At 68.6% G+C, this 24,491-nt stretch carries 13 protein-coding genes and 1 other RNA gene; 3 read left to right on the plus strand and 11 right to left on the minus strand.

Going from position 1 to position 24,491, the window contains the following annotated elements:
• Positions 1-12 precede the first annotated feature (12 nt).
• On the minus strand, positions 13-153 hold the full coding sequence (locus GA0115233_RS41100) for a hypothetical protein (RefSeq protein WP_176711849.1): 141 nt from the start codon (positions 151-153) through the stop codon (positions 13-15).
• Positions 154-781: 628 nt separating this feature from the next.
• Between GA0115233_RS41100 and GA0115233_RS18755 the strand changes: the two genes are divergently transcribed.
• Entirely contained in the window at positions 782-2,158 is a 1,377-nt protein-coding gene (locus GA0115233_RS18755) for an IS1380 family transposase (RefSeq protein WP_093721396.1), read from the plus strand.
• 234 nt (positions 2,159-2,392) lie between these two features.
• On the opposite strand, the gene GA0115233_RS40650 is transcribed toward GA0115233_RS18755, so the two are convergent.
• Both GA0115233_RS40650 and GA0115233_RS18760 read right to left on the minus strand, forming a co-directional pair.
• Positions 2,393-2,632, minus strand: coding sequence for a hypothetical protein (locus tag GA0115233_RS40650; RefSeq protein ID WP_141689536.1), 240 nt, complete (start codon positions 2,630-2,632; stop codon positions 2,393-2,395).
• An 87-nt stretch (positions 2,633-2,719) separates the two neighbouring features.
• Positions 2,720-9,808 carry a polymorphic toxin-type HINT domain-containing protein gene (locus GA0115233_RS18760; protein ID WP_093721397.1) on the minus strand — a complete coding sequence of 2,363 codons (7,089 nt, stop codon included), beginning with the start codon at positions 9,806-9,808 and terminating at the stop codon, positions 2,720-2,722.
• A gap of 574 nt (positions 9,809-10,382) precedes the next feature.
• Between GA0115233_RS18760 and GA0115233_RS18765 the strand changes: the two genes are divergently transcribed.
• Positions 10,383-13,853 (plus strand): DNRLRE domain-containing protein, encoded by a 3,471-nt coding sequence (locus GA0115233_RS18765; protein ID WP_093721398.1) that lies wholly within the window; start codon positions 10,383-10,385, stop codon positions 13,851-13,853.
• 71 nt (positions 13,854-13,924) lie between these two features.
• On the opposite strand, the gene GA0115233_RS18770 is transcribed toward GA0115233_RS18765, so the two are convergent.
• From GA0115233_RS18770 to GA0115233_RS18785, 4 genes are all read right to left on the minus strand, one after another.
• Positions 13,925-15,244 carry an acyltransferase family protein gene (locus tag GA0115233_RS18770; RefSeq protein ID WP_093721399.1) on the minus strand — a complete coding sequence of 440 codons (1,320 nt, stop codon included), beginning with the start codon at positions 15,242-15,244 and terminating at the stop codon, positions 13,925-13,927.
• A gap of 5 nt (positions 15,245-15,249) precedes the next feature.
• A complete protein-coding gene (locus GA0115233_RS18775) occupies positions 15,250-17,439 on the minus strand; it encodes a glycosyltransferase (RefSeq protein ID WP_093721400.1) in 2,190 nt (729 codons plus the stop codon).
• Positions 17,439-18,452: a hypothetical protein gene (locus tag GA0115233_RS18780; RefSeq protein WP_093721401.1), complete on the minus strand. Its 1,014-nt coding sequence runs from the start codon at positions 18,450-18,452 to the stop codon at positions 17,439-17,441. The genes GA0115233_RS18775 and GA0115233_RS18780 overlap by 1 nt, the downstream gene beginning before the upstream one ends.
• 318 nt (positions 18,453-18,770) lie before the next feature.
• Entirely contained in the window at positions 18,771-19,727 is a 957-nt protein-coding gene (locus GA0115233_RS18785; protein WP_093721402.1) for a LysR family transcriptional regulator, read from the minus strand.
• Between the two features lie 83 nt (positions 19,728-19,810).
• Here GA0115233_RS18785 and GA0115233_RS18790 point away from each other — a divergent pair, with 83 nt between their 5' ends.
• Complete coding sequence (locus GA0115233_RS18790) at positions 19,811-21,040, plus strand: MFS transporter (protein ID WP_093721403.1); 1,230 nt, start codon at positions 19,811-19,813, stop codon at positions 21,038-21,040.
• Here the strand turns inward: GA0115233_RS18790 and GA0115233_RS18795 are convergent.
• The 4 genes from GA0115233_RS18795 to GA0115233_RS18810 form a co-directional block, all read right to left on the minus strand.
• Positions 21,001-22,032, minus strand: a complete 1,032-nt coding sequence (locus GA0115233_RS18795; protein ID WP_093721404.1) for a DUF4232 domain-containing protein — start codon at positions 22,030-22,032, stop codon at positions 21,001-21,003. The two genes, GA0115233_RS18790 and GA0115233_RS18795, sit on opposite strands and share 40 nt — an antisense overlap.
• Positions 22,033-22,208: 176 nt before the next feature.
• Positions 22,209-22,577: a transfer-messenger RNA gene (gene ssrA, locus GA0115233_RS18800) on the minus strand.
• A gap of 106 nt (positions 22,578-22,683) precedes the next feature.
• The gene (smpB, locus tag GA0115233_RS18805; protein ID WP_093721405.1) at positions 22,684-23,226 is read right to left on the minus strand and encodes an SsrA-binding protein SmpB; all 543 of its coding nucleotides are present in this window, start codon (positions 23,224-23,226) and stop codon (positions 22,684-22,686) included.
• 72 nt (positions 23,227-23,298) lie between these two features.
• A complete protein-coding gene (locus GA0115233_RS18810) occupies positions 23,299-24,462 on the minus strand; it encodes a S41 family peptidase (protein ID WP_093721406.1) in 1,164 nt (387 codons plus the stop codon).
• Positions 24,463-24,491: the final 29 nt, after the last annotated feature.

Here is a 24,491-nt window from a genome sequence, read left to right on the forward strand (position 1 = left end):
GCACCGTCAAGCTCAGCCACAGAAAGTCAGCCACGACGGCGGGCGCGCCAAAAAATCACCCGCCAGGTGCGCTTCCAGCAACCACGCACTGCCCATAACCCAGCCCACCGCCACGATGGTCAGGCCGATCATCGACCAGACCAGAAAGAACATCCAGATCAGGAGGTGGAGTCCAGCACCCCAACCGCCAAACCCGGGCTGCCCTGTCACACCCCGGCCGACTGATCGTGCACGTGGGCCACGCAACGATCCTCAGCACACGCTCCATCAGAGGCCAACAGAACTCCGGCGCGAGCTGGCTCGATCCCGCACACGAATTTGGCACAGGCAGGGCCACTGACCCGCCGCACTTACTGAGGACGGAATATCACGGTGCCCGGCAGGGCCGTTCTCATCGGTCTCGCCGAGCCCGGTGATCGGATTGCGGTCGGCTGAAGTGCCGTACCTGTCTCCGCCCGACTCATCGTCAATCCCCGATCGGCGGCGACATGCCCACGTGCGGCTCCGACTCCAGCGTGACACCATCCACGCCCTGAGCCACACCCTCGGCGGCCAGGACGACGGCCCTGCCACAGCCATCGTCCGCTGACGTCGCCGTCAGCGTTTCCGTCAAAGACCGCAAGGGTCCCGCCGAAGGATCTCTTCGGCGGGACCCCTAACCTCGCGCTTTCACCAGGCGGAGTGTCCGAGGCTTGATCAAATAAGCGGAGAGTGCTCCTGACCTGCAACGATGGGACTTGTCTAGGGTCCATGTCGTAGCAAGGAAAGAAGCACTCTCCAGGTGAAGAAGCGTATCGGGTCCTACCCGCGTGTCCGCACCGAGGGCAGCGGACGGGCGGTGGTCTCGCAGGCCGGGAGCGTGCTGCTGGTCGAGACCGTCCGCAAGTCCGGCCTTGACCAGGCGATATCCGCGGCGCTGACGCCGTGGCGGAAGGCCCGGGCGGTGCACGATCCGGGCAAGATCCTGCTGGACGTGGCCCTGGCGGTCGCGCTGGGCGGGGACTGCCTTGCCGATGTCGGCGTGCTGCGGGCCGAGCCGGCCGTGTTCGGGCCGGTGGCCTCCGACCCGACGGTCTCCCGCCTCGTCGACACCCTCGCCGGCTCCGGGGAGAAGGCCCTGCGGGCGATCCGTTCCGCGCGGGCCCAAGCCCGCCAACGTGTCTGGCGGCTGGCCGGCCGGGCGGCGCCCGACGCGGACGGGACGGTGACCGTCGACCTCGACGGGGTGCTGGTCATCGCGCACTCCGACAAGGAGGACGCGGCCCCGACCTGGAAGCGGAGCTACGGCCATCACCCGCTGATGGCGTTCGTCGACCACGGGCCGGGCGGCACCGGGGAGCCGGTCGCGGCCCTGCTCAGGCCGGGCAACGCGGGATCGAACACCGCCGCCGACCACGTCACCACCGCCCAACTCGCCCTGGCTCAGCTGCCGGCCGAGTTCCGGCGCGGCCGGCGAACGCTGATCCGCACGGATTCCGCGGGCGGCACCCACGACTTCGTGGCCTGGCTGGCCCGGCGGGGGCGGTGGCTGTCCTACTCGGTCGGCATGGTGATCACCGAGCAGGTCCACCAGCATGTCCTGAAGGTTCCGGCCTCGGCCTGGACGCCGGCCGTCGAGGCGGACGGCGAGGTCCGGGACGGGGCCTGGGTCGCCGAGCTCACCGGCGACGTCCTGGACGGCTGGCCCAAGGGCATGCGGCTGATTGTCAGGAAGGAACGTCCGCATCCCGGGGCCCAGTTGAGACTCACGGACGCGGACGGCATGCGGCTGACCTGTTTCGCGACCGACACCGCCGACCGGCCGATCGCCGAGCTCGAGCTGCGTCACCGGTTGCGGGCGAGGGCCGAGGACCGGATCCGGGCCGCCCGGGCCACCGGCCTGCGGAACCTGCCCCTGCACCGCACCGCCCAGAACAAGGTCTGGCTCGAGATCGTCCAGATCGCACTCGACCTGCTGGCCTGGATGCCCATGCTCGCCCTGACCGGCGAAGCCCGGCTCTGGGAGCCCCGCCGTCTGCGGCTCCGGCTGTTCAGCGCTGCAGGGCAGCTCGTCACGACCGGCCGGCGGCGGATCCTCCGCCTGGCCCGGCACTGGCCCTGGACCCACCAGATCACCGCCGCACTCGAACGGCTCGCACTCCTGCCGAACCCCGGCTGACCAGCGGATTCTCCGTCCCTACGACAGCACCTCACCACCGGAGCAGTGGAACCCGGCGCCACCCCGAGACGACACTCGGGCCCTCGGCCTGCCCCACCTCAGCCCACAGCACGAAAACGGGCCACCGACTCCGTCGGCGGCCCGTCACGAAACTTCGAGGCTAATAGCCATGATCAGCATATTCCACCTCACGTACGTACGTAAACGTATTGCGGGCGTCCGGCTGCGTTACCGTCAAGGGGTATTTGAAGCCCGCCGGGTCAGAAATTCATCGAGCAGTTCGAACATTCGATCAACCAAGACCGAATCCTCAGGTTCGCCGCACTCATTCCTCGGCTCAGCGGCTGAAATCTGACGGACCAGCTCCCACCAGACCAAGTTCGCGCCACGCCCCAGTCTTTCAGCAAGCCATTCGCGAAAGCCGCTGAGAAGATCCCCATCCCGAATCGCGTCACAGCCGTTAACGAAGGCCACGAATTCACGGTAGGAGCCATTCAGCCCGTAGGCTCCTGGCCTACCGTGCACTCTTTTCAGGAGATTGGAAAACTCCATAGCTGCCCCCTAATCTAGCGGTGTGAAGTCCAGGTCATCACCGTACTCAAACTGGCGACGATAATCATCCAGCGCCTCTCCTTCTGGACCTGTCCATGCGTCGTAGACGCGACCATCTTTCACGACCACATCATGATGCCCCCAGAAGGAATTCTGTCCACGGTACTTTCCGAGTGACGGAGCTCCATACCGATCGGTAATCCTCATTCTTTGACCACCGATGCTCCGCTGAATCGAGCGCGCCACATCTTCACATCCAGAGCTTCCGGAAATCGAGCAGACGTCAGATGCTTTCCCCTTCGGCCAATACATCTCCGGGCACGGATCAGAATTGTGAACGAGAACTGGCGTCTCCCCCGCCAGCACATAGTACGTGTGCAGGTCATCAACCGTGAGGTTGTAGGTGGTGGCGTGCCGAGTGAATGAACGGTTGCCGGTGACGATGACCGTTTCGCCCTCGTCGGTGAGCAGCGTCATCCCCGCAGTGAGCGATCCAGCCTCGATCCAGTCGTCTTCGGAAGGCGACCAGAACGGGTGCTCAAAGGTAGCCGTGAGCTTCTCGATGCCATCTTCCGTGGCGATGGACAGTTCGTTGAAGTGCTTGTCGTCCTCGGTGATGATGAGGCGGGTGACTTCGCGAGGTCCGGTCTCGCCGGTTTCGGGGTCGGTGGCTTGGACCTTGTCCCCAATCTTGACATCCTCAATGTCCTTGGTGGTGCCGTCAGACATCAGGACGTCGGTACCAGCCAGGAAGCACTTAGTACAGCCGACCGCCTCGTCGACCTTTCTCGCCTTCTTCAGTTTCAAGAGCTTGAAAGGCTTGGCCCACGGAAGGTCCGTCGCGGCCCAGCCGCAGTGGGAATTGAAGCCGATTTTGTTGAAGCACGCCTTCCACTCGTCGGTGTCCGGCAGCACCAGGTTCTTGATCAATGACCAAGTTCCGATTCGCTGCTTGGGCTCCGGCTGAGGCTCATAACCGCTGCGGCAGTTCCCAACCAATATCGAGCAGGCTGTCTGGGTAGTGGACGTCTCTCCCTGAGTATCCGGGGTGACAGTGTCATTGGTCTTCTTCGGCTTGAATCCGCTCGGATTGTCAGGGTCGACCGGAGCCTTCTGAATGATTTCGCCGGACCCATCACCCTTGGGAACTCCCTTGCCGCACGCGTCCGCGAAGCAGAGGCCGGTGGGGTCGGAGTGCGTGACCGGGCTGTTGTTGGAGTAGGCGTAACCGTTGATCTGCAGCGGATCGGTAAGCACCATCACCGGATCCGCCGAAATGAACCGTCCCGCCGCCTGGTCGTACTCCCGCGCGCCGATGTGCGTCAGGCCCGTGGAGTCGTCGATGCCGACGCCCAGGTAGCTGCGCTTGTTCGGCCAGTTGGTCGGCTTGGTGCCGCGGGTCTCGCCGTACGGCTTGAAGGCGCGGCGGGTGATCGACTGGCCGCTCGCCACCTCCACCGAGGTGTTGGCGGTGCCCAGGTGGTCGGCGATCAGGACGCTGAGCTTGTGGCCGGTCGTCGCACCGTTCGTCGTGGTGCGGACGACCGTGGGGGCACCAGGGTGGGCGTACGAGCGGGACGCCTGGGTGATGCTGCCCGTCGCGTTGGTCGTTACCTCCGTTTCGCCCAGGTAGAGGGTCGAGCCGGAAGGTGAGTGCTCCAGGAGGCGGTTGCCGTCGGCGTCGTAGACGTAGGTCGTCTTGGCACCGTCGTCCGTGATGGAGTCGAGCTTGTTGTCCGGCGACCACTCAAGGTGCTGCGTGGTGTTGGGCAGGTCGCGCACCTTGGTGTTGCCGGTCGCGTCGTTCTCGTACGAGCTGCCCTTGCCGGACGGGTTCGAGCTGATCCACGCCATGGTGTGCGGCTGGATCTTGTACGACGGGGTGGTGCCGTTGCCGGCGACCGTCTTGCCGTAGCCGTAGGTGAACGTGGTGTCCTTCGTGGCGTCGGCCGGGTCGTGCTCGATCAGCTTCGCCCGGTTGGCAAGCCAGTCGAAGGTGAAGGACTGCCAGTAGGCGGTGGAGCCGGTGGAGACCGTCCCGGCATCGGGCGCCGCCGCCGCGAGCGTGGACGTCAGGGTGGCGTCAGGGCTCGTGTGATCCGTCGACGCGTCCGGCGCCTCGGCCACCGGGCCGGACGAGGGCGCGTAGTTGGTGCGGTGGCCCCACGTCGTACCGTCGGCCGACTTGCATCCCGTGCCGCTGCCGTTCGGGGTGATGCTCGACGTCCAGGCATGGACCAGCTCGCCCATCACGTCATAGGTGAAGCACTGGTTGTCCCAGGTGTTGTCACCGAACTTGCGGGCGTTGGACGTGATCGAGCCGGAGACGTCGTAGGAGTAGTAGCTGTCCGCGATGCGGTGCGGGCCGGCAGTCTCGCGGTCCGAGACCGTGCGCTGGAGGCGTCCCGTATAGGGGTCGACGAAGTTCGTCGTCCAGACGCGGTACGGCTGGGCGGCCGAAACCGCGCGCAGTACCTCACCGTACGGCGAGTAGGTGACGTCGGACGTGTACCACTGCGCGCCCGAGGTGGACTCGGGGAGGCCGTCGCTGTTGTAGCGGGTGACGACCTTCTCGCTCGCCAGGCCGCCCACTGCGGGCAACGTGGCCGACAGGGGCTTGCCCGTCGGGGTGTACGTGTACGTGTACGCGTACGTGCCGGACAGGCCCGCCGTCATGGAGTTGGCGGGGATGACCGTCTCGCTGCCCTTGACGTTGTAGTCGGAGTCGTAGCCCGTGACACGGTTGATGTAGTCGCCCGTGTCGGTGTGCCGGACCGACGCGAGGGGCTGGCCGATGCCGCCCGGCGCCGTGTCGTAGGTGTACTCCTTCTCAGGGGTCGCGGTGGCCGAACCCCGGCGCACCTTCACGATCCGTCCGAGGAGGTCGTACTCGGTGAACGTCTCCTGCTCACGCGCGTTCTTCACCCGGTTCGGGCGGTCGGCGTCGTCGTACCAGGTGTCCGTCCGGCCGATGTCGGGGTCGGTGGTCGAGGTGACCCGGCCCCGCGCGTCGTACGTGTACGTCCACTTGTTGCCCGCGGGATCGGTGACCGTGTCGAGGTGGCCCCGCGCGTCGTAGTCGTACGTCGTCGTACGCCCCTCCGTCGCGGACGACGACTCCTTGGAGTAGTGCTTGATGGAGGTGACCCGCCCGAGCGCGTCGAAGTAGGTGCGCGTCGTCGGCGTCGTCGAGCCGGGCGGATTCACCCAGGTGCTCGTGTCGCTGTAGCTCGTGTAGGTCGCGTACTTGTAGTGGCCGCCCTGGTAGACCGACGCCCGGTGCTCACGCTCCAGGCCGTCGTAGCGGAACTTGGTCCACGTGGGGATCAGGCTCTCCGTCTTGGGGACGAACAGTTCCTGGCTCGGCTCGCCCTTCGCCAGGTACGCGCCGGTCTTCTCGTAGACCAGACCGTGGTCGTTGTAGCTGGTGTCCGTGATGATCCGGCCCGGACCGTGTGCCTCGGTCTGCGTCTGGACCTCACGGGCCAGGCCGTCGTAGACCGTGACCTGGCGGGCATAACCGCCGTCGTCCTCAAGGGTCTCGGTGGTGACCGCGGCAGGCCGGTTGACCTTGCTCGTGGCGACCGCCGAGTGGTACGTGAACTTCACATTGGGGGACTTGCCGTCGGAGCGCGACGGGGCCCAGCCCTTCACCAGTCGGCCGAGCGCGTCGTACTCGGTGCGCGTCACACGGTTGTTGGGGTCCGTCACCGTCAGGGGCAGGGCCCTGCCCGGGTCGTACGTCGTCGTGGTCGTGTGGCCCAGTGCGTTGATCGTCTTCGTGGAGGTGACGGGGCCACCGGAGTCACCCGGTGTGTACTGAGTCTCCGTGGTGCCGACGCCCGGTGCGGTCACCTTGCGGGTACGGCCCAGGGGGTCGTACGTCACCGTCATGACCTGGGAGTACGACGTGCCCGTGCCGTCGGTCTGGGCTGCCGAGGTGAGTCGGCCCTTGGTCGGGGAGGCACCGTATGCCTGGCCGTCGTAGGAGTTGCGGACCGCCGATATGAGCTGGGTGGCCGGGTCGGCGTCGGCGTGGTTGGCGCAGGACGTACCGGTGGTGCGCTGTTCCTTCGGCAGGCCGATCAGCCAGTCCGAGGTGTTGTGCACGTACGACGTCTTCGTGCACGTCCGGTCGTACAGATCCTCCCCGCTGCTGCCGGGCTTGACCACCGCGGTCTCCACCTGGATCGGGAGGCCGTAGGTGTCGTCCACCTCCGTGAGGGTGCGCACGGCGCGCCAACTGCTGCCGTTCCGCTGGATCTTGTCCGTCCGGTCGATGCCGACGCGGTGCGCGAGCAGCGGGTCGGCATCGGTGCCGTCCTCGTTCTCACGGGCACGGGAAGCGGTCTGCTTGGACCACGGGAAGTTCAGGGTCCACTCACGGGCGGCGCCCAGTGAGTCGTCGTAGGCGATGGTTTCCGCGACCGTGCCCGCGTACTCGGGCTTGTCGTCCGCCGCCAGCGTGTACTTGCCGGTGGAGTCCTTCACCTCTCCGCCGGTGCCCAGGAAGTATCTGGTCACCGAGCGCGACTGGGGGTTCAGCTCACCCGGCTGGGGCACGGTCTTGCTGCCCTTGTAGGTGGTCACCTCCCGGTACCCGCGCCAGTCGCTGTACGTCCGGAGCGAGGGCCGGGTGAACTCGTCGTCGCTCTTGGCCCAGGCCGCCCCGGAGTACTTGTACTTCGTGGTGATCGGCTCCCCGCGGGAGGTGACCTTGTCGATCTGCGTCACCGACGCGACGACGTACTTGTTGAACCAGGCCTTGGCCGGCTTCTTCTCGTCCCCGTCCGGGGACCAGCGGACCGGGAAGCAGGTGCCGTTGTTCTTTCCCTTGTCGGTCGCGGGCTCGGTCGCGCAGCCGCCCTGGTACTCCACGTCGATGTCACCGCCCAGCTCCGTGGAGACGGTGCCGATGCGCGGACGGGTGAAGCCGGGGCGCTGATCACTTGAGCCCCTGCTGACCAGGTTGGGCAGTTGCTGGTCCAGCAGCCGGGTGCGCAGGGGGGAGCTGGTACCGACCGTGTACGGGGTGAAGCTGATGCCGTCCTTGGACTGGAGGGTGCCCTCGGTGTCACCCGGTCCGTAGCCGGTGCGGGTGATGGAGTTGAGCCACAGGCCGGGGGACGTGTCGTACCAGTCCGCCGGGAAGGACTGGTGCAGGGTGTACTTGTCGACGAGGCCCAGTCCGGACTGGCCGGCGCGTGCGGCCTTCGTGGTCACGGTGTCCAGGCGCATCTGCGTCCAGAAGGACGGGAAGGCCGGGCACAGCTTGGACGTGGACTTGCAGTTGAGGTTTCCGGGGGTGTCCCACCAGGGCCGGTAGGCGCCCGGGTCGTCCGTCTTGGCGAAGTTGGCGCCCTCGCAGGCGCTCTCCGACTTCAGGCAGCGCTGCTTGACACCGAACGTGACGGTCGCGGACGGCTTGGTCAGGTCCGCGGTGCGCATGCCGTACTCGATGGACGTCGGGTACGCGTAGCGGTCGTACTTCTCGGGCGACTTGAACTTCTCGCGGACGGCGTAGTAGTTCGTCTCCTGCTTCCAGTTGACCACCATGGCGTTGCCGTTGACGTCGACGACCTTGTCCATGCCCCAGCGCCAGGCCTGCTGCTTGCCCGAGCCGCAGCGCGAGTCGGCGAAGGAACCGGCGTGGCAGGGTTCACCGGGGTGGTTGCCGAAGACGGGGACGGTGGAGACGGAGTTCGTGTCGGCGTGGCCACCGCCCACACTGTTCTGGCCGTAGTAGTACTTCGTGCCGTCCCGTGTGGTGACCAGCCAGTACTCGCCGTTGTTGTCGCCGTTGCTGCCGCCGGTGCGGTGCTCCACGCGCGTGCCGTCGTCCTGCTGCGGACGATAGATCTCCGTGGCCGTCTCGGGGTTGCCGCCCTCGTCGACCCGGACCAGCTCCACGGTCCTGCCGTTCAGGGACATCACGGCGTTGGCCGACACCCAGCACAGGTCGGAGGTCTTGTTGGCCTTCGCGGTGTTGTTGGGCGTACCCGAGTCGAGCGTCTTGCGATCGTCCTGGCAGGGGCGGTAGCGCCGTTCGATGTACCCCGGGTCGTAGCTCCAGCCCTCGCCGATCCACGACGCCTGCGGGGAGGAGACGCCGGTACGGCCGTCGACCGTCTGGGAGTTGTAGCCGAAGGTGATGGCCGGGGTGGGGCCCGCGGGCGGAGGGGGCACGGTCAGGGGGTACGACCACGTGAAGCCGCCGGACGAGCCGCCGGCCTCCCACTTTCCGTCCGAGGCGAGCGGCGTCGCCTTGAACGTGCCGCCCGCGCCGCCGCCCGAGTCGACCGCACCGACCACGGCGGTGGAACCGGAGGCCGCCGCCGTGGTGGCCGATGTCGAAGTCCGGTACGCCGCCTGGACGACACCGGAACCGCCACGGCCCGTCGAGCTAGCCGCTGCCGGTGTCACATCCTCCTGCGCCGCAGGGTCCACCGTCGCCGCGACGGACTCGGCGGCCTCGTCGTTGACGGTCTCCAGTTCCTCGTACGCCTGGCAGGCCTCGTCGTCCGGCGTGTCCAGGTAGCAGTCGGGGAACTGAACCAGCCGCAGACGGGACGCCCAGTCGGCCCCGTAGAGGCTCTTGAACTTGGAGTAGTCCAGCTTGACCGACACGGGCACGGAACCGGTTTCCGGGCCCCGAACCACCATGACCGTGCCGTCGATGCCTTCGCTGACCGCCGACGTGCGATCGGGAATGGTGACCTGCCAAGTGCCCGTGGGGGCAGGCTCGTCGGCGGCTTGGCCGAGGCTGACCGGCAGGTTCCCGACCGGGGTCTCCTCTGCGGCGGCAACCCTGGTGGACAGCGAGGCCTGGCTCGCCGTGGAACCGAAGTCGACCGTGCCCGTCACGTTGGACGGCGGGGTCACCGTGCCGGGCGGCGCCTGGACCTGCTCCTTGGGAATGTCCGCACGGAGGGACTGCAAATGCCGGCTGAACGGCTCGCCCTCAAGGGGTTTCTCCTGGTCCAGCTCCTCCAGCGTCAGCGTCTCGCGACCGACCTCGGCCTGGGCGGGATCGGGCGGCAGCGCCAAGGACTGGGCGGGAAGCAGTCCCACCAGCAGTGCGGCGGCCAGGGTGGGCACGGCTGCACGCGAGACACTTCGACGGGCATGCGGAAGTCGGCCGAACACGGCGAGGTCCCCCCGGACCACTCGGAGCGGGACCGGTAACGGACCACGCGGGATGACGTTTCAGATCACGGGGATTCTGTGACTGGACTGTGAAGAAGCGCCAGACTCAACCCGATCATGTGATCAATGCCACTGTGCGTAACGAGATGTTACGCAATGAATACGGTGAACCGTGAGGACTGCCGTTATAGAACCGCGCATGCCGTTTTTTGTCGGGCAAGGGGCACACAGGCGCCATTCACTGCATATTGATTGGGAAAGCGACCCAATTTGAGGGATTTTCCAGCGGTTTCAGCAGTCGCCGTGACTGACGGACTATGCATCCCGGATGTCGTCGAGTCGGACTTCGGCGGGGTGAACCTCGCCCTCCACCCCGCATTCACGTAGATCGCACAGGATGACGACAGCTCCTTCATGGGTCATCATCGGGTCGCCTCGCCATGCCCTTGCCACGGCCGGCCGACAGTCTCGGCGACGGCGCACCCTGGCCTGTCGCCGGTCCACAGGGGGAGGGGGAACTCGCCCAATGTCGCGCAACTGGCGCCGCAGACCCGGCCGTCGGGCCACTGCTGTGCTGATCGCCACTACCGTCGCCGCGACCGGCGTCGTCTATGCCGGGTACCGTCTGGACGACGGAGCCGAGGATCGCAAGGACGCCCGCGGTCGGCACAGTCGGCCGGTAACCGAGGCGGCCGCGATCACCCAAGCCGCCCGCACCGGCAAGGCGGTTGAGGTGACCACCGCGCGTACGGCGGACTCCACCACCTGGGCTCGCCCCGACGGACTGATGATGAAGCGGGTGCACTCCTCGCCGATCCGCGCCAAGGTGGGCGGTGAGTGGAAGAAGATCGACCCGAGCCTGCGGCGCACGAAGGCCGGTTGGGAGCCGACGGCGACCAACACCCGCATGGTCTTCTCGGTCGGCTCCGGCAAGGCCGAACAGCGGGCCTCCCGGAGTTCTGCGCGACGGGTCTCGCTGGTGAAGTGGGCGGCTGCGGATGACAGCGGCAGTCCTCTTGTCACGCTCTACGTGGACAACAACCAGCACCAGATCCAGCTGACCTGGCCAGGCGCAGTGCCCACGCCGATCATCCAAGGCAACCGCGCACTGTACCCGGAGATCCTCCCCGGTGCGGACCTGGTCCTCACCTCGGAGGACGACGGATTCGCCCAGATGCTCGTGCTGAAGAACCGGCAGGCAGCGTCCGATCCGCGCGTACAACAGCTTGTCTACGGCATCCAGTCGTCAACGCTCACCTTCCGCCTCGACCCCGTCTCCGGCATCGTCAGTGCCGAGAACGCATACGGCGACGAAGTGGCCATGTCTCCCACGCCGTTGATGTGGGACAGCAGCGGTGACCCTGCCGTCACCGACAGCGGTGTCGGCGAGACGGCCCAGCCGACCACGTCGGAGACCCCGGACCCCACGGACTCGCCCAGCCCGTCCCCCGAGGAGAGCGAGAGTCCCAGCCCGACCGAGGAAGAGGAAATCGAGTCGGACGAGCAGAGCGACACCGACGTCGAGATTCTGCCCTCGGACACCGCCGAGCCCGAACCTTCGTTCTCCGAGTCCCCGTTGCCCCCGGTGCCGCCCGAGCCGACTCCCGCTCCCTCCCAGACGGGGCCCGCTAGCACCCTGAGCCTGCCGTCCCTCAACGGCCCCTCGCCCGACTCGCGCGGCGAACTCGTCGAGCCCGACCTGGACAAGGGCATCTGGACTCTCACCCCTGACCAGGACTTCCTCCAGGACCCCGAGACCACCTACCCCGTCTTTGTCGATCCCTCGGTCAAGAAGCACGTCCAGAACTGGACCACCGCCTACAACCGGCACCCCAACGCCACCTTCTACAACGGCAAGGGGTTCAACCCGGGAGGCACGCACGAGGCCCGTGTCGGTTTCGAGTCCGACACGTGGGGGACATCCCGGTCCTTCTTCACCATGGAATTCGACTCGTCCCTCAAGGGAACGAAAATCGTCAAAGCCAAGCTGCGCCTGCTGGAGACCTACTCCTGGTCGTGCAGTGCCCGTTCGATGAGCGTGCACATCACCAGCGGCATCAGCGCGCACACCAACTGGAAGAACGCCCCCAAGCTCCACGACGGCAACAAGCTGGCCACCAAGAGCTTCGCGCACGGATACAAGTCGGGCTGCAGGGACGACTACGAGACGTTCGACGTCAGAAAGGGGGTCCAGGAGGCCGCCGATGACGGGGACAAGTCGATCACCTTCGGTCTGCGTGCCCGCGACGAGAACTCGCAGTACGCCTGGAAGAAGTTCCAGGCCAACGGCGACCACGGCCCCGTCCTCGACCTGTACTACAACCGCGCGCCGTCCATCGTTTCGGGCTCCCTGGATCTGGGGCCTGAGGGCAAGTGCACGACTACGAAGCCGTATGTCCGCATGGGTGCGGGAAAGCTGACATTCACAGCCAAGGCCACGGACAAGGACAAGAACCTCGACTACTTCAACTTCGATCTGTGGCCGACCGGCAAGTGGGACGTCACCGGCGACCTGCTGGGCTCGACCGGCAAGGTACCGGTGAGTGGTGACAAGGACACAGCTCTGAAGACCACCTCGGAGTTCCCCACCAGCAAGCTCACCAACGGCACCACCTATTCCTGGCGCGTACAGGCCCGCGACGACGTGGACACCCCCTCCAAGTGGGCGCCCTCCAAGGCTCCGTGCCGCTTCGTGCTGGACACCTCCGCGCCCCGTCCCCCGAAGGTCAGCTCGACCGACTTCCCGAACGCCGACGGAAAGAACAACGGCTTCGGCAACGACGCCGAGGACTCCAACTGGAGCACCAAGAAGTTCGGGACGGCCGGAAACTTCTCGGTGCGCGCCCTCGACAAGGACGTCGTACGGTACGAGTACGGCTTCAACTCGCCGTCCTATACAGGTTCCGTGAGCAGGACCGCCGGTAGCGAGACGGATATCAGCGCCACGATCAGCAATGCCAAACCGCCGACCGCCGGGCCCAACGTGCTCTACGTGCGGGTCGTCGACAGCGCGGGCAACGCGTCGGAGCCGACGAAGTACTTCTTCTACGTCACCCCTCGCGACCAGGCCGACAAGCCCGGCGACTTCACCGGTGACGCGCTTCCCGACCTCATGGTCGTCACCGAGGCCGGCAACCTCAGTCTCTACCCTTCGCAGGCCAAGGCGGACCTGTCCAAGGGCAGCGGCGACCTGGACTACTCCATGTCGGGGGCCTACCGGCCGAACCCTGACAAGGATCCGAACGGAGACGACCTGCCACCGTACACGGCGGCACCGAAGGGTCACTTCACCGGAGCCCTGATCTCGCACAACGGCGACATCTACGGCGGCGACGGCCTCCAGGACCTGGTCGTCCGGGTCGAGGGCAAGCTGTGGGTGTATCCGGGTGACGGCTACGGCGCCGTCGACATCGACCGGCGCCGCGAGATTCTCCTGCCCGAGGGAGCGCCCAGCCCGTCGGCCCTGTCCCAGATCGTGGCAGCGGGCGACATCACCGGAGACGAACGGACCGACTTCCTGGCCACCGCCGGTGACGAGCTGTGGGCCTTCACCGGATACCACGGGGCCACCGTCGACCAAGCGGTACGGCTCATCGCCTCGTCCGCCTGGGCCGACCGGGACCTGGTTGCCGTGCAGGACGTCTCGGGTGACGGTGTCGCCGACCTCCTCTACCGTTCCGACACCTCCGGAAGGCTGCTTCTGCGCAAGGGGAGCGCGGCCTCGGGCGGCGGTGTCGTACTGAACTCGCTTTCCTCCGCCGCCAATTCGGCCGGCGGCACGGACAACGAGTACGCGGCCTCGGGCTGGACGAAGGCGAGCGTTCCGCACCTCTTCGGGACGCCGGATGCCAACGGGGACGAGATCCCCGACATCTGGGCGGTCCGTTCGGACGGCTCGGTGCGCTTCCACGCCGGTGGCAAGACCGCTCTTTCCGGGTCCGGGGCGGAGATCATCACGCCCAAGGACTACTGGAAGACGCGCATCGCCATCGGATGAGTCCGGACAAGAAAGTGGTGGGGGCCCGTACCCCGGGCCCCCACCGCTCCGTCAGTCAGGCCGACAGCAGGTCAGCCCTTACGTCGGCGCGATCCATGGGATGCCTTGCGACCGCCGTCGCGCTTGGCGGCGGATGCCGAACCGTCCGGCCACAGCTGCGGCTTGCGCTTGGCCGCGAGGTCCTCCGCCCAGCCGAACCACACGATGCAGCCGAAGATCAGCAGCCAGGCGAAGACCAGGACCGGCCACGGGCTCTCCAACAGCCAGGAGAAGTGCATCCACATCACGTCAATGCCCCACAGCTGGTCCCACATCGTCGCCGCGGCGAGGATGCAGATGTTGTGCCACAGGTAGATCGTCACCGCTCGGGAATTGAGAAGCGTGATCAAGCGGTCCCAGCGGCGCAGGCGGCGCGGCCACTCGGACCACGAGGGGCTGAAGTGCAGCAGCAGCAGAACCGTGCCGAAGGACCAGAGGGCCTGGGCGAGGGGCATGCTGTCGAGGTCGTTGCCCTCCCCGAAGTCGTGGTTGGTGGCGTACCACAGGCCCAGCAGGGCGATCACCGGTGCCACGGACGGCACGATGTAACGCGGGAGACGGCTCAGGACGCCCTCTTGATGGGCCATACCGAGGATCCAGCAGGCACCGAAGGTGCTGAAGTCGGTGAGGGCGGAGGGGAAACGCTCGCCCGGAAGGTCGAGGTAGCCCTGCTCCAGGACCACCGCCAGCACCAGAGGTGCAAGTACGGTCGCGGCGGGCGTCGCGCGCAGCAGCTTGAGGATGAACGGCGAGAGCAGGACGTACCAGAGGTAGGCCCGGATGTACCAGAGCGGTCCGGCGAAGTCGGCGGCCCAGTTCTCGCCGATGACACCGTGGATTCCGGGAAGGCCCTCGGCGTACGGCGGATCGCTCAGCGGAACGATCCAGTAGGCCAGGTGGATCCACCACCAGCCGGGGTGGTTGTCGGGGTCCGGGCCCCAGCCCTGGATCACCATGCCGGTGACGCCGACCGCGCCCAGCAGCCACAAGGGGGGCAGGAGCCGGCGCATGCGGCCCCTGATGACCTGTATCGCCGGACGCTTCAGGGAGCGCGCCATGAGATTGCCGGCGAGGGCGAACATCACGCCCATGGAGGGGAAGACGAGCGGAAGCCACGCCCAGCCCATCAGGTGGTAGAGGACCACCCGGAACAGGGCGAGAGCACGGAGAAGATCGAAGTAGCGGTCGCGGACGGGTCCGCGGCGGGCCTTCTCCTCCGCCTTGTCGGCGGGCTTTGCCTCCTCGGACGGCGGCGTCACGAGGACCGTCGTATCCACGGTGTGCTGCGCGGTCGGCGGCTGGCCGCCGGGCGTCGCCGAGGCCGACGGGAAGTCACCGGAGTAAGGGTTCATTGATGTCACCGGACCGGCCCCTCATTCACTACCTGCTGACCGAGCGCCGAATCCGGCACCGGTGCCCCGACCACACCCGTCCGCCGCAGCTTCTGCCACCGCAGTCGGCCGCCGGTCAGGGCGGTGATCCAGGACTGGAGGAGCACGACGTACATGAGTTGGCGGTACAGGATCTGCTGGAGCGGCAGGGAGATCAGGTGGACCATCTTTTCCCGGTCGAGGCGGAAGGCGTAGGCGGCGCAGATCGCCTGGATGGCGAGGACGCCCAGCCAGGCCATGATCGTCTTCTCGGTGGGGCCGAAGATCAGGCCGTAGAGGAGGAAGACGTCGATGAGCGGGGCCAGCAGCGGGGCCAGCACCATGAACAGGGAGACCAGGGGCAGGCCGACGCGGCCGAAGCGGCCGGAGGGGCCGCGCTCCACGATCGCCCTGCGGTGCTTCCAGATCGCCTGCATGGTGCCGTAGGACCAGCGGTAGCGCTGGGACCACAGCTGCTGCACGGTCTCCGGGGCCTCGGTCCAGGCGCGGGCGTTCTCCGCGTAGACCACGCGCCAGCCGTCGCGGTGCATCGCCATGGTGATGTCGGTGTCCTCGGCGAGCGTGTCGTCGCTCATGCCGCCGACCCGTTCCAGGGCCGTGCGCCGGAAGGCACCCACCGCGCCGGGGATGGTCGGCATGCAGCGCAGCATGTCGTACATCCGGCGGTCCAGGTTGAAGCCCATCACGTACTCGATGTGCTGCCAGGCACCGATGAGCGAGTCCCGGTTGCCGACCTTGGCGTTGCCCGCGACGGCGCCGACGCTCGGGTCGCCGAAGGGCTGCACGAGCTCACGGACGGTGGCCGGTTCGAAGACGGTGTCGCCGTCCATCATGACGACGATGTCGTACCGGGCGTTGGCCACACCGCGGTTGAGCGCGGCGGGCTTGCCCGCGTTGAGCTGGCGGATGACCCGGACGTTGGGCAGGTTCATCGCCTCGACGATGCGGGCGGTGCCGTCGGTGGAGCCGTCGTCGATGACGAGCACCTCGATCGGGTGCTCGCTCGCCATCAGGGAGCGGACGGTGTTCTCGATGCACTTGGCCTCGTTGTACGCGGGCACCAGCACCGACACCGGTTCGGTGACCGGCGGTCCCCAGCGGAAGCGCCGCCTGCGCACCTTGCGGGCGTGCACGGCGGACAGCACCAGCATCAGCACGAACCGGCTGATGACCAGGAACCCGATGATCGACAGGCCGACCACCAGCACGGCGGTGATGTTGTCGGACGCCTGCACCAGGAAGACCCAGGCCTTGCCCTTCCACAGTTCGGCGCCGGTGACCTGGCTGTGCGCGCTGGGCGCGTCGAGGGCCTCGGTCAGGTTGTCGAACTCGTAGCCCCGCTCCTGCATCTGCGGCAGGAAGCGGTCCAGGGCCGCGACGGTCTGGCTGCGGTCGCCACCGGAGTCGTGCATCAGCACGATCGCGCCCTTGTTGCCCTTGGGCGTGGCCTTGCGGATGATCGCCTCGACGCCCGGCCTCTTCCAGTCCTCACTGTCGGTGTTGTTGACGACCGTGATGTAGCCGCGCGAGCCGATGTACTCGGTGACCGGCCAGGACTCGTTGTCCATGGCGGCGGAGAACGAGGAGTACGGCGGCCGGAACAGCGAGGTGCGGATGCCGGCCGCGCCGGTGATGGCGAGCTGGTTCTGCGACAGCTCCCAGTCGATGCGCTTCTTCGTCTGGTACGACAGGTCCGGGTGGTTGAAGGTGTGCAGGCCGATCTCGTGGCCCTCGGCCACCATCCGCTCGACCAGGTCCGGGTAGCGCGAGGCCATGGTGCCGGTGACGAAGAAGACGCCGTGCGCGTCGTGCTTCTTCAGTACGTCAAGGACCTTGGGGGTCCACTCGGGGTCGGGTCCGTCGTCGAAGGTGAGCACGAGCCGGCGGTCCGGCACCTTCAGGGTCTCGGTGCGGCCGCTGCGGGCGTCGATGACGGGACCGCCCTTGAGGATCTGCTGCGGGACCTTGTCGGACGCGGCAGCGGGACGGACGCGGTGGTCGGCGAGGATCTCGCTGTGCACGTAGCCGCGCAGCATCAGCATCGCCATCATCGCGACAAGAACGAGGCTCGGCAGCAGCAGCCGCATGGGCAGGCGGCGGCGCCGGGCGTCGGGGGCCTGGGGACGGGCGCCCCGACGGCGGGAACGGGAGGCCATCAGAAGGTTTGCTCCGGGTATGGGTCGTGCGAGTGAGCGGTGAGGTTCTGGGACTGGCCCACGGCGACCGAGTCGGCACCGGTGCCGCCTCCGGCCTCGCCACCGCCGGTGGTCTCCGTCTCGTCGTCCGGCGGCGTGGGCTCTTCGGTCGCGGTCTCGGTGGGACCGGGGTCGGGTGCGGTCGCCGTGTCGGTGGGGTCCGGCTTCGGCGAGGTGCCGCCGGTGCCCGTGCCGGTGGTCGGCTTCTTGGACGTCGTCGGCTCGGGGTCGGTGGTGGCGTCCGGCGCCTCACCGGTGGCGGTGGCGCCCGGCACGGTGGCGGTGGCGCCCGCGGAGGGCGTGACGCCGTCGCTCGTGGAGGGGCTGGCGCCCGGGGAGGCGCCGTCGGGCCCGTCGGTCGACGCCGACTCGGCGGGCAGCGGCGAGGTGTCGACCTTTCCGGCCGGCGTGTCCTCCTTCTGGTCCTGGACGGGCAGCCAGGGCGCGTTGGAGTTGCCGGACATCAAGGTGACGACGATCACCACGGCGTAGACCGCGCAGGCGAGGGCCACGGCCATACCGATCCGCCGGAAGCGGCGGCTGCGGCGGCCGGACTCGTCGACGAAGACCGGCCCGTCGGAGGCCTCCGAGCCGCTGGGAGCCGCCTTGGCTCCGCGCAGCGAACCGTCCATCTGGAGGTTGACGCTGTCCAGCTGGATGGTGACCTCGTGCGGGTCGTGGGTGACGGCGTCGTCGGCCGCGTCCCAGGGGTCGCGGATCGCCGCGGGGGACTCGCGGGTCTCGGCGACCGGCGGAAACGGGTCAGCGGGAGCCGGGCCGTTCCCGGCGCCGCGCGGCGTGAAAGCACCGCCCGCGGACGGGTTGCGCGGCGCCTCGCCGCGCCGTCCCGCGCTGGGCAGCACCTCGGTGCGGTCGAAGCGGTCGAACGCCGAGAGCAGCTCGGTCAGGTCCTCACCGCCCCCCGCGGCCGGGCTTCCGGAATCAGGTGCTCCGGACTGACCCGCGCCGGGCACAGCTCTGGGCAGGACGGCCGTCTCGTCGGCGGCCGCCGGTTCCGGTCTGAACGCCGAAGTGTCAGGGAAAGCCTGTGTGCCACCCCCACCCCGCCGAGTCGGCTGGGTTCCGGATGCGGCCTCGGGCCACTCCGGTTGGGCGTCTTCTCGCCAGTTGTTCACGCGCGCACATCCCCCCAGGGACTGTTCCGGGTGCGCGTACGACACTGAGCACCCGTCGATCGGTACCGGGCCCCCACCCGGGCCGAGCGCCCCCTTTACCACAATGTGCTCAGGCCAAGAATGTAGCGCACGAGTGAGTTCCGTGTTTGCCGTGTGTCATTTGTTGAGCCGCATCGTGACTTTGTCACTGGCTGGAAACCATCCCTCTGAAGGTGGCCGAAGCCAGTCTTCCGCCGCCGCCAACTCTGCGGCAGCCCTGCGCAGAGCGTCCAGAGCGGGATGCACCAGCCCCTTCCTCCACACCAGCGAGACCGGGGAGAGCGGCACCGGATCGATCAAGGGGCGCAGCACCGAGGCGGGCATGGCCGGAAAATCCACGACGGCGAGGACGGGTGTCCGGGTCTTGGTCATGATCCGCTGGAACTCCTCGACCCCGACGGCGACCGGCGCGGGCGGCGCCACCTCGATCCCCCGCCCCGCGAACAGTTCGCGGGCGAGATCGGTCCACTCCGGGGTGCGCGGGTTGCCCGCCCCCGCGTAGACGACCGAGCCCGCCAGCGCGTCGAGCGGTACGGCGTCCAGGGCGGCCAGCGGATGCCCCTCGGGCAGCAGCACCGCCATCGGTTCGTAGCGCACGGGCTGGTGGTCGAGGCCGGCGCGCAGGGCGGGGGCGAGTCCGGCGTACCGCCCGAAGGAGGCGTCCAGGCGGCCGGCGAGCAGATCGGCGGCGGCACCGGTCAGCCCGCTCTCGTAGCGGGCCATCAGTTCCAGCTCGGGGGCCAGCTCGCGGGCCCGGGTGAGCACGCGGTGGCCGGTGCCGAGGCCGGGCGAGTTCAGGTCCACCAGCAGCGGGCGGGCCTGTCCGAACGCGGCGAGCAGGTCCTCGTGCGCGGCCAGCGCCCGCCGGGCGTGCGGTACCAGGCGCTCCCCGTCCGCGGTGAGCGTGACCTGACGGGTGGTCCGGACGAACAGTTCGGCGCCCAGTTCCCGCTCCAGCCGCCGTACGTCCCGGCTGAGCGCCTGCTGGGCGACGTAGAGCCGGGCGGCGGCGCGGGTGAAGTGCAGTTCCTCGGCGACGGCGAGGAAGGCGCGCAGGAGTCGGGGGTCGGGCATGCCCGGAATTTACAACACAGGTGCGTGAATCGGTGCGGAGCAGGTGTTGGACCCCTTGATCCACTCCGGGTGAAGGTGGGGCCATGCCTCGACCGACCTCCGCCTACCGGCGGCTCTTCGCCCTGCCCGGGGCCCGCGCCTTCACCGCCGGGAACCTGCTGGCCCGCCTGCCCATGGGCATGTTCAGCGTGAGCGCGGTCGTGATGATCGCCGGGGAGCGGGACTCTTACGCGCTGGCCGGGGCCGTGGTCGCGACCGGCTTGGCCGCGACGGCTCTGGTCGCGCCGTGGATCGCGCGGCTCATCGACCGGCACGGGCAGGCGCGGGTGGCCCTGCCCGCCACACTGGTCGCGGTCCTCGGCGGCCTGTCGCTGATCCTGTGCGTCCGCGCCGGGGCCCCCGACTGGACCCTCTTCGCCGCGTACGCCGCGACCGCGACCACGCCCAACATCGGCGGCATGTCCCGGGCCCGCTGGGCGCATCTGCTGAACGACGACCCGGCGGCGCTGCACACCGCGAACTCCTTCGAGCAGGCGGCGGACGAACTGTGCTTCATGCTGGGCCCGGTCCTGGCTGCGTTCCTGAGCGGCACCCTCTTCCCGGAGGCGGGCACGCTCACGGGCGTCCTGCTCCTGGCGACCGGCATGGCGCTGTTCACGGCCCAGCGCTCGACGGAACCCCCGGTACGGCCGCCAACGGGCCCCTCGCACCCCCCGTACCGCGCTCCCGGCATGCCCGCGCTGCTCGCCGTCTGCCTGGCCATGGGTGCCGTCTTCGGCGCCCTGGAGGTCGTCACCCTCGCCCACGCGGACGCCCTGGGACACAGCACGGCGGCGGGCCCGGTCCTCGCCCTCCAGGCGGCCGGTTCCTGCGCGGCGGGGCTGCTGTACGGCGCCGTGCGGCCGACGCGTTCGCCGGAGCGCCGCTACCCGTGGTGCATAGCGGCGATGACGGCGCTCCTGGCCCTGCCCCTGCTCGCGGCGACGCTCACCGGCTCCCTGCTGCTCCTGGCCGCCGCGCTGCTGGTCTCCGGTATGGCCACCGCCCCCACGATGATCACCAACATGACCCTGGTCCAGCGCCGCACCCCCGAGGGCCGCCTCAACGAGGGCATGACCCTGGCGGTCACCGGCCTGTTGGGCGGCATCGCCCTCGGCAGCGCGGTGGGCGGCTGGGCCGCGGAACACATGTCGCCCGCGGTCGGGTACGGGGTGCCGGTGTGCGCGGCGGCGGTGGCGCTGCTGATCGCGGTGACCGCCGGGGCGCCCGGGCGTCAGGGGGTCGCCGGTGCCTCGGTCTCGGGGGCCCGGTAGTTCTCGTCCTTCTGCCACGGGCCGACGCCCAGTTTGCCGGTCGTGCCGAGGTCGAGTTCCGGCGTGACCATGACGGGGGCGTCGCCGGGGGCGGCCCGGACACGGACGTAGGGGGCGTTGACCGGGTCGCCGAACTCGGTCGTGTTGCGCCAGCTCAGTTGGGCCTGCGCGGCCTCGCCGGGGGCCAGGGAGACCGGGCGGACGGTGTCGTCACCCAGTCCGGTGCTGATCGACCCCGTGCCGTCCAGGATCCGTACGCCCGTCACCTTCTCGTGGTCCTCGTCGAACAGCTCCAGTTCGGGGTAGCCGTTGAACTCCAGCCTCTCCTCACCGCAGTTGACCACGTGCAGCCCGACCACGCGCAGCCCCATCGCGGCGTCGCCCCGGTCCGCGTACACATGCATCCCGGACTTGGGGCAGGGGCCGGACTGGGTCGGTACCTCGGCGGTGGGGACGCTGCGGGTGCTGAGGATGTCGACGGTGGGCGCCTCGGCCGGCGGCAAGTCCCGCATCACCACCGTCCCCTTGACGGTCCGTCCGGCGCCGACCGCCTCGACGGTGCGTTCGATCGGCTCCATGCCCTGACCGGAGGAGCCGAAGGCGAAGGTGATCGAGTAAGTGGCTTCTTCCGGGCCGTTGTTGGTGACTTCGAAGTCGGCGGAGTAGTCGACGCCGTCGCAGCCGCTGCCGGGTCCCCAGGCGTACAGCCCGGTCACCCGCACCTCTTCGTCGCCCTGGCCGTCGGACGGCGGAAGCGGCAGCTCGGACGGCGTCCCCGAGGGACGTGCGGTGGGCGTCGCTTCGTCCGGTCCGTCCGCCGAGGGCAGCACGCCGTACTGCTGCTGCGAGGGGCACAGGGTGGCCCGGGCGACCCGCCCGTCTCCGCCTCCCCCGTCCCCGCCTCCCCCGGCCTCGCTCTTCTCGGTGCCGCACGCGGCCAGGAGCAGGGCACCCAACAGGACGGCGGGAACTGCGCGACGGGGGGTAGGCATCCCTACACCCCACCAGCCGGTGATCGTCAGGAGCAGTGGCGCGGCTCACATCAGCCGTCACAGCCCTGTCACAGCCTCCGCCCGGGGCCGGGAAAAGCCTCCTCGCCGAGCACGACAAAGGCCCCGTCGCCGGAGCGACGGGGCCTTGGCCCACATGGGGTGGTCCCCGGAGGGACAAGTGGAGATGGCGGGAATCGAACCCGCGTCCAACGGTGCGGAACCAGGGCTTCTCCGTGTGCAGTCCGGTACGAGTTTCTCGGCCCTCCGGATCACCCGGACAAGTCCGGAACGGGCCCAGTCACTGTTTGATTTCCCTCTTCACCCCGTGACCGGGATCAAGGTTTAGTTCCCTAGCTGATGCCAGGATCCGGGTCGGGAACAGCCCCGGGCTGACACTTCGCAAGTCGCTACTTAGGCAGCGAGGGCGAAGGAATCGCGCTTGGTGTTGGCGATTATTTGTTTCGGCCTGTGGTTAACGAGATCATGGCCGCTTCCTCGACACGCTTCCCCTGCTTCGACAGCCGCTGTCGAAACCGATCATCCCCATGTTGTTTTTTCAAACACCCTCAGGTGAGGGCGGCGCGCACCCTCCATGAGGTGCAGTGCCATCGTACGTGACCAACGCACGCGCGTGCCAGCGTATTCCCGGCGTCACACGCCCCGCTGCCGCCGCTTCGCCGCCGCGATGGCCCGGTCCGACTCCCGCCGGTCCTGCTTCTCGCGCAGGGTCTGGCGCTTGTCGTACTCCTTCTTGCCTCGTGCCAGGGCGATCTCCGCCTTCGCCCGGCCGTCCTTGAAGTACAGGGCGAGGGGCACGATCGTGTGACCGGTCTCCTGCGCCTTGACCTCCAGCTTGTCGATCTCCTCGCGGTGCAGCAGCAGCTTGCGCTTGCGGCGCGCGGAGTGGTTGGTCCAGGTGCCCTGGGCGTACTCGGGGATGTGCGCGTTGTGCAGCCACGCCTCGCCCCCGTCGACCTGGACGAAGCCGTCCACCAGCGAGGCACGGCCCTGGCGCAGCGACTTCACCTCGGTACCGGTCAGCACCAGACCGGCCTCGTAGGTGTCGATGATCGCGTAGTCGTGCCGCGCCTTCTTGTTCTGCGCGACGATCTTGCGCTTGCCGCCCTTCTCGCCGTCCCTGGCCTTGGCTGCCGACCCGCCCTTCTTGGGCTGGGCCTCCTTGGGTACGTACATTCCCTTGCTCATAGTGCCGTCCATTTTCGCACTACGGAGGGGGTCGACGGGAAGCAGATTTCGGGGGCGGGGTTACGTGGGGCCCAGTCCGCTCAGTACCGTCCCGGCCCGCTCAAGGGCCCGCTCCTCGACCTTCAGGTCGGGCTTGATGCCGTGGCCGTCGACCTCGCGGCCGGAGGGGGTGCGGTAGTGGCCGACGGTCAGTTCGGCGACGGAGCCGTCGGGGAGCCGGCTCGGCATCTGCACCGAGCCCTTGCCGAAGGTGCGGGAGCCGACCACGACCGCCCGGCCGCGGTCCTGGAGGGCGCCGGTGACCAGTTCGGCCGCGCTCATCGTGCCGCCGTCGACGAGCGCGACCAGGGGTCTGGTGGTGTCGCCGCCTGGCTCGGCGTGCAGGGCGCGCTGGTCGCCGTCGACGTCGTAGGTGGCGACCAGGCCGCCGTCGAGGAAGGCGGAGGCGGCGGTGACGGCCTCGGTGACCAGGCCGCCGGAGTTGCCGCGCAGGTCGAGGATGATCCCGGCGCCGTCGGGGGCCTCGCGGACCGCGCTGCGGACGGTGTCGCCGGAGCCCTTGGTGAAGGAGTCGACGCGGATGACGGTGACCGCTCCGGCCAGCCTGTCGACGGTCACCGAGTGGGTGGAGAGGGTGGCCCGGCGCAGCGTGAGGCTCCACGCGCGCGTGCCGCGCTCCAGACCGAGCCGGACCTGTGTACCGGCCGCCGCGTCGGTGGCGTCACCGCGCAGTAAGGAGACCACCTCGGTGACGGGCAGCCCGTCGACCTTCTCGCCGTCGACGCTGCGCAGCCGGTCCCCGGCCCGGATCCCGGCCGAGGCGGCGGGCGATCCCTCGCCCACCTTGCTCACTTCGATACGGCCGTCCCGCTCGCGCCGCGCCCACAGGCCGACGCCGGTGTACCGGCCGTCCAGGGCCTTCTCGAACTCCTCGTACTCGCCCGGGGAGTAGACCGCGCCCCAGCGGTCCCCGCTGCGGCTGACCGCGCGCTCGGCGGCCTCCATGGGGGACTTGCCGTCGGCCATGGCCTCGGCGGCCGCGGCCGCGACCTGCTCGTGGCGGAGGCTGGTGCTCGAACGGGCGGCGTCGGACGCGGACTTCCGTTCGGGTCCGGGCAGTGATCCGGTCGCCGCGCCGGCGACCAGCACACTGGCGAAGACCAATGTCAGGGCGGCCCCGCGGCGGAGGCGACGGGGCTGGCAGAACAGGTCACGACCTGACATGCCGGTGAGTCTAGGACAAGGCAAGGGGC

This window comes from Streptomyces sp. DI166 (genome assembly GCF_900091315.1).
In the GTDB taxonomy this organism is placed as follows: Bacteria; Actinomycetota; Actinomycetes; order Streptomycetales; family Streptomycetaceae; genus Streptomyces; species Streptomyces fuscus.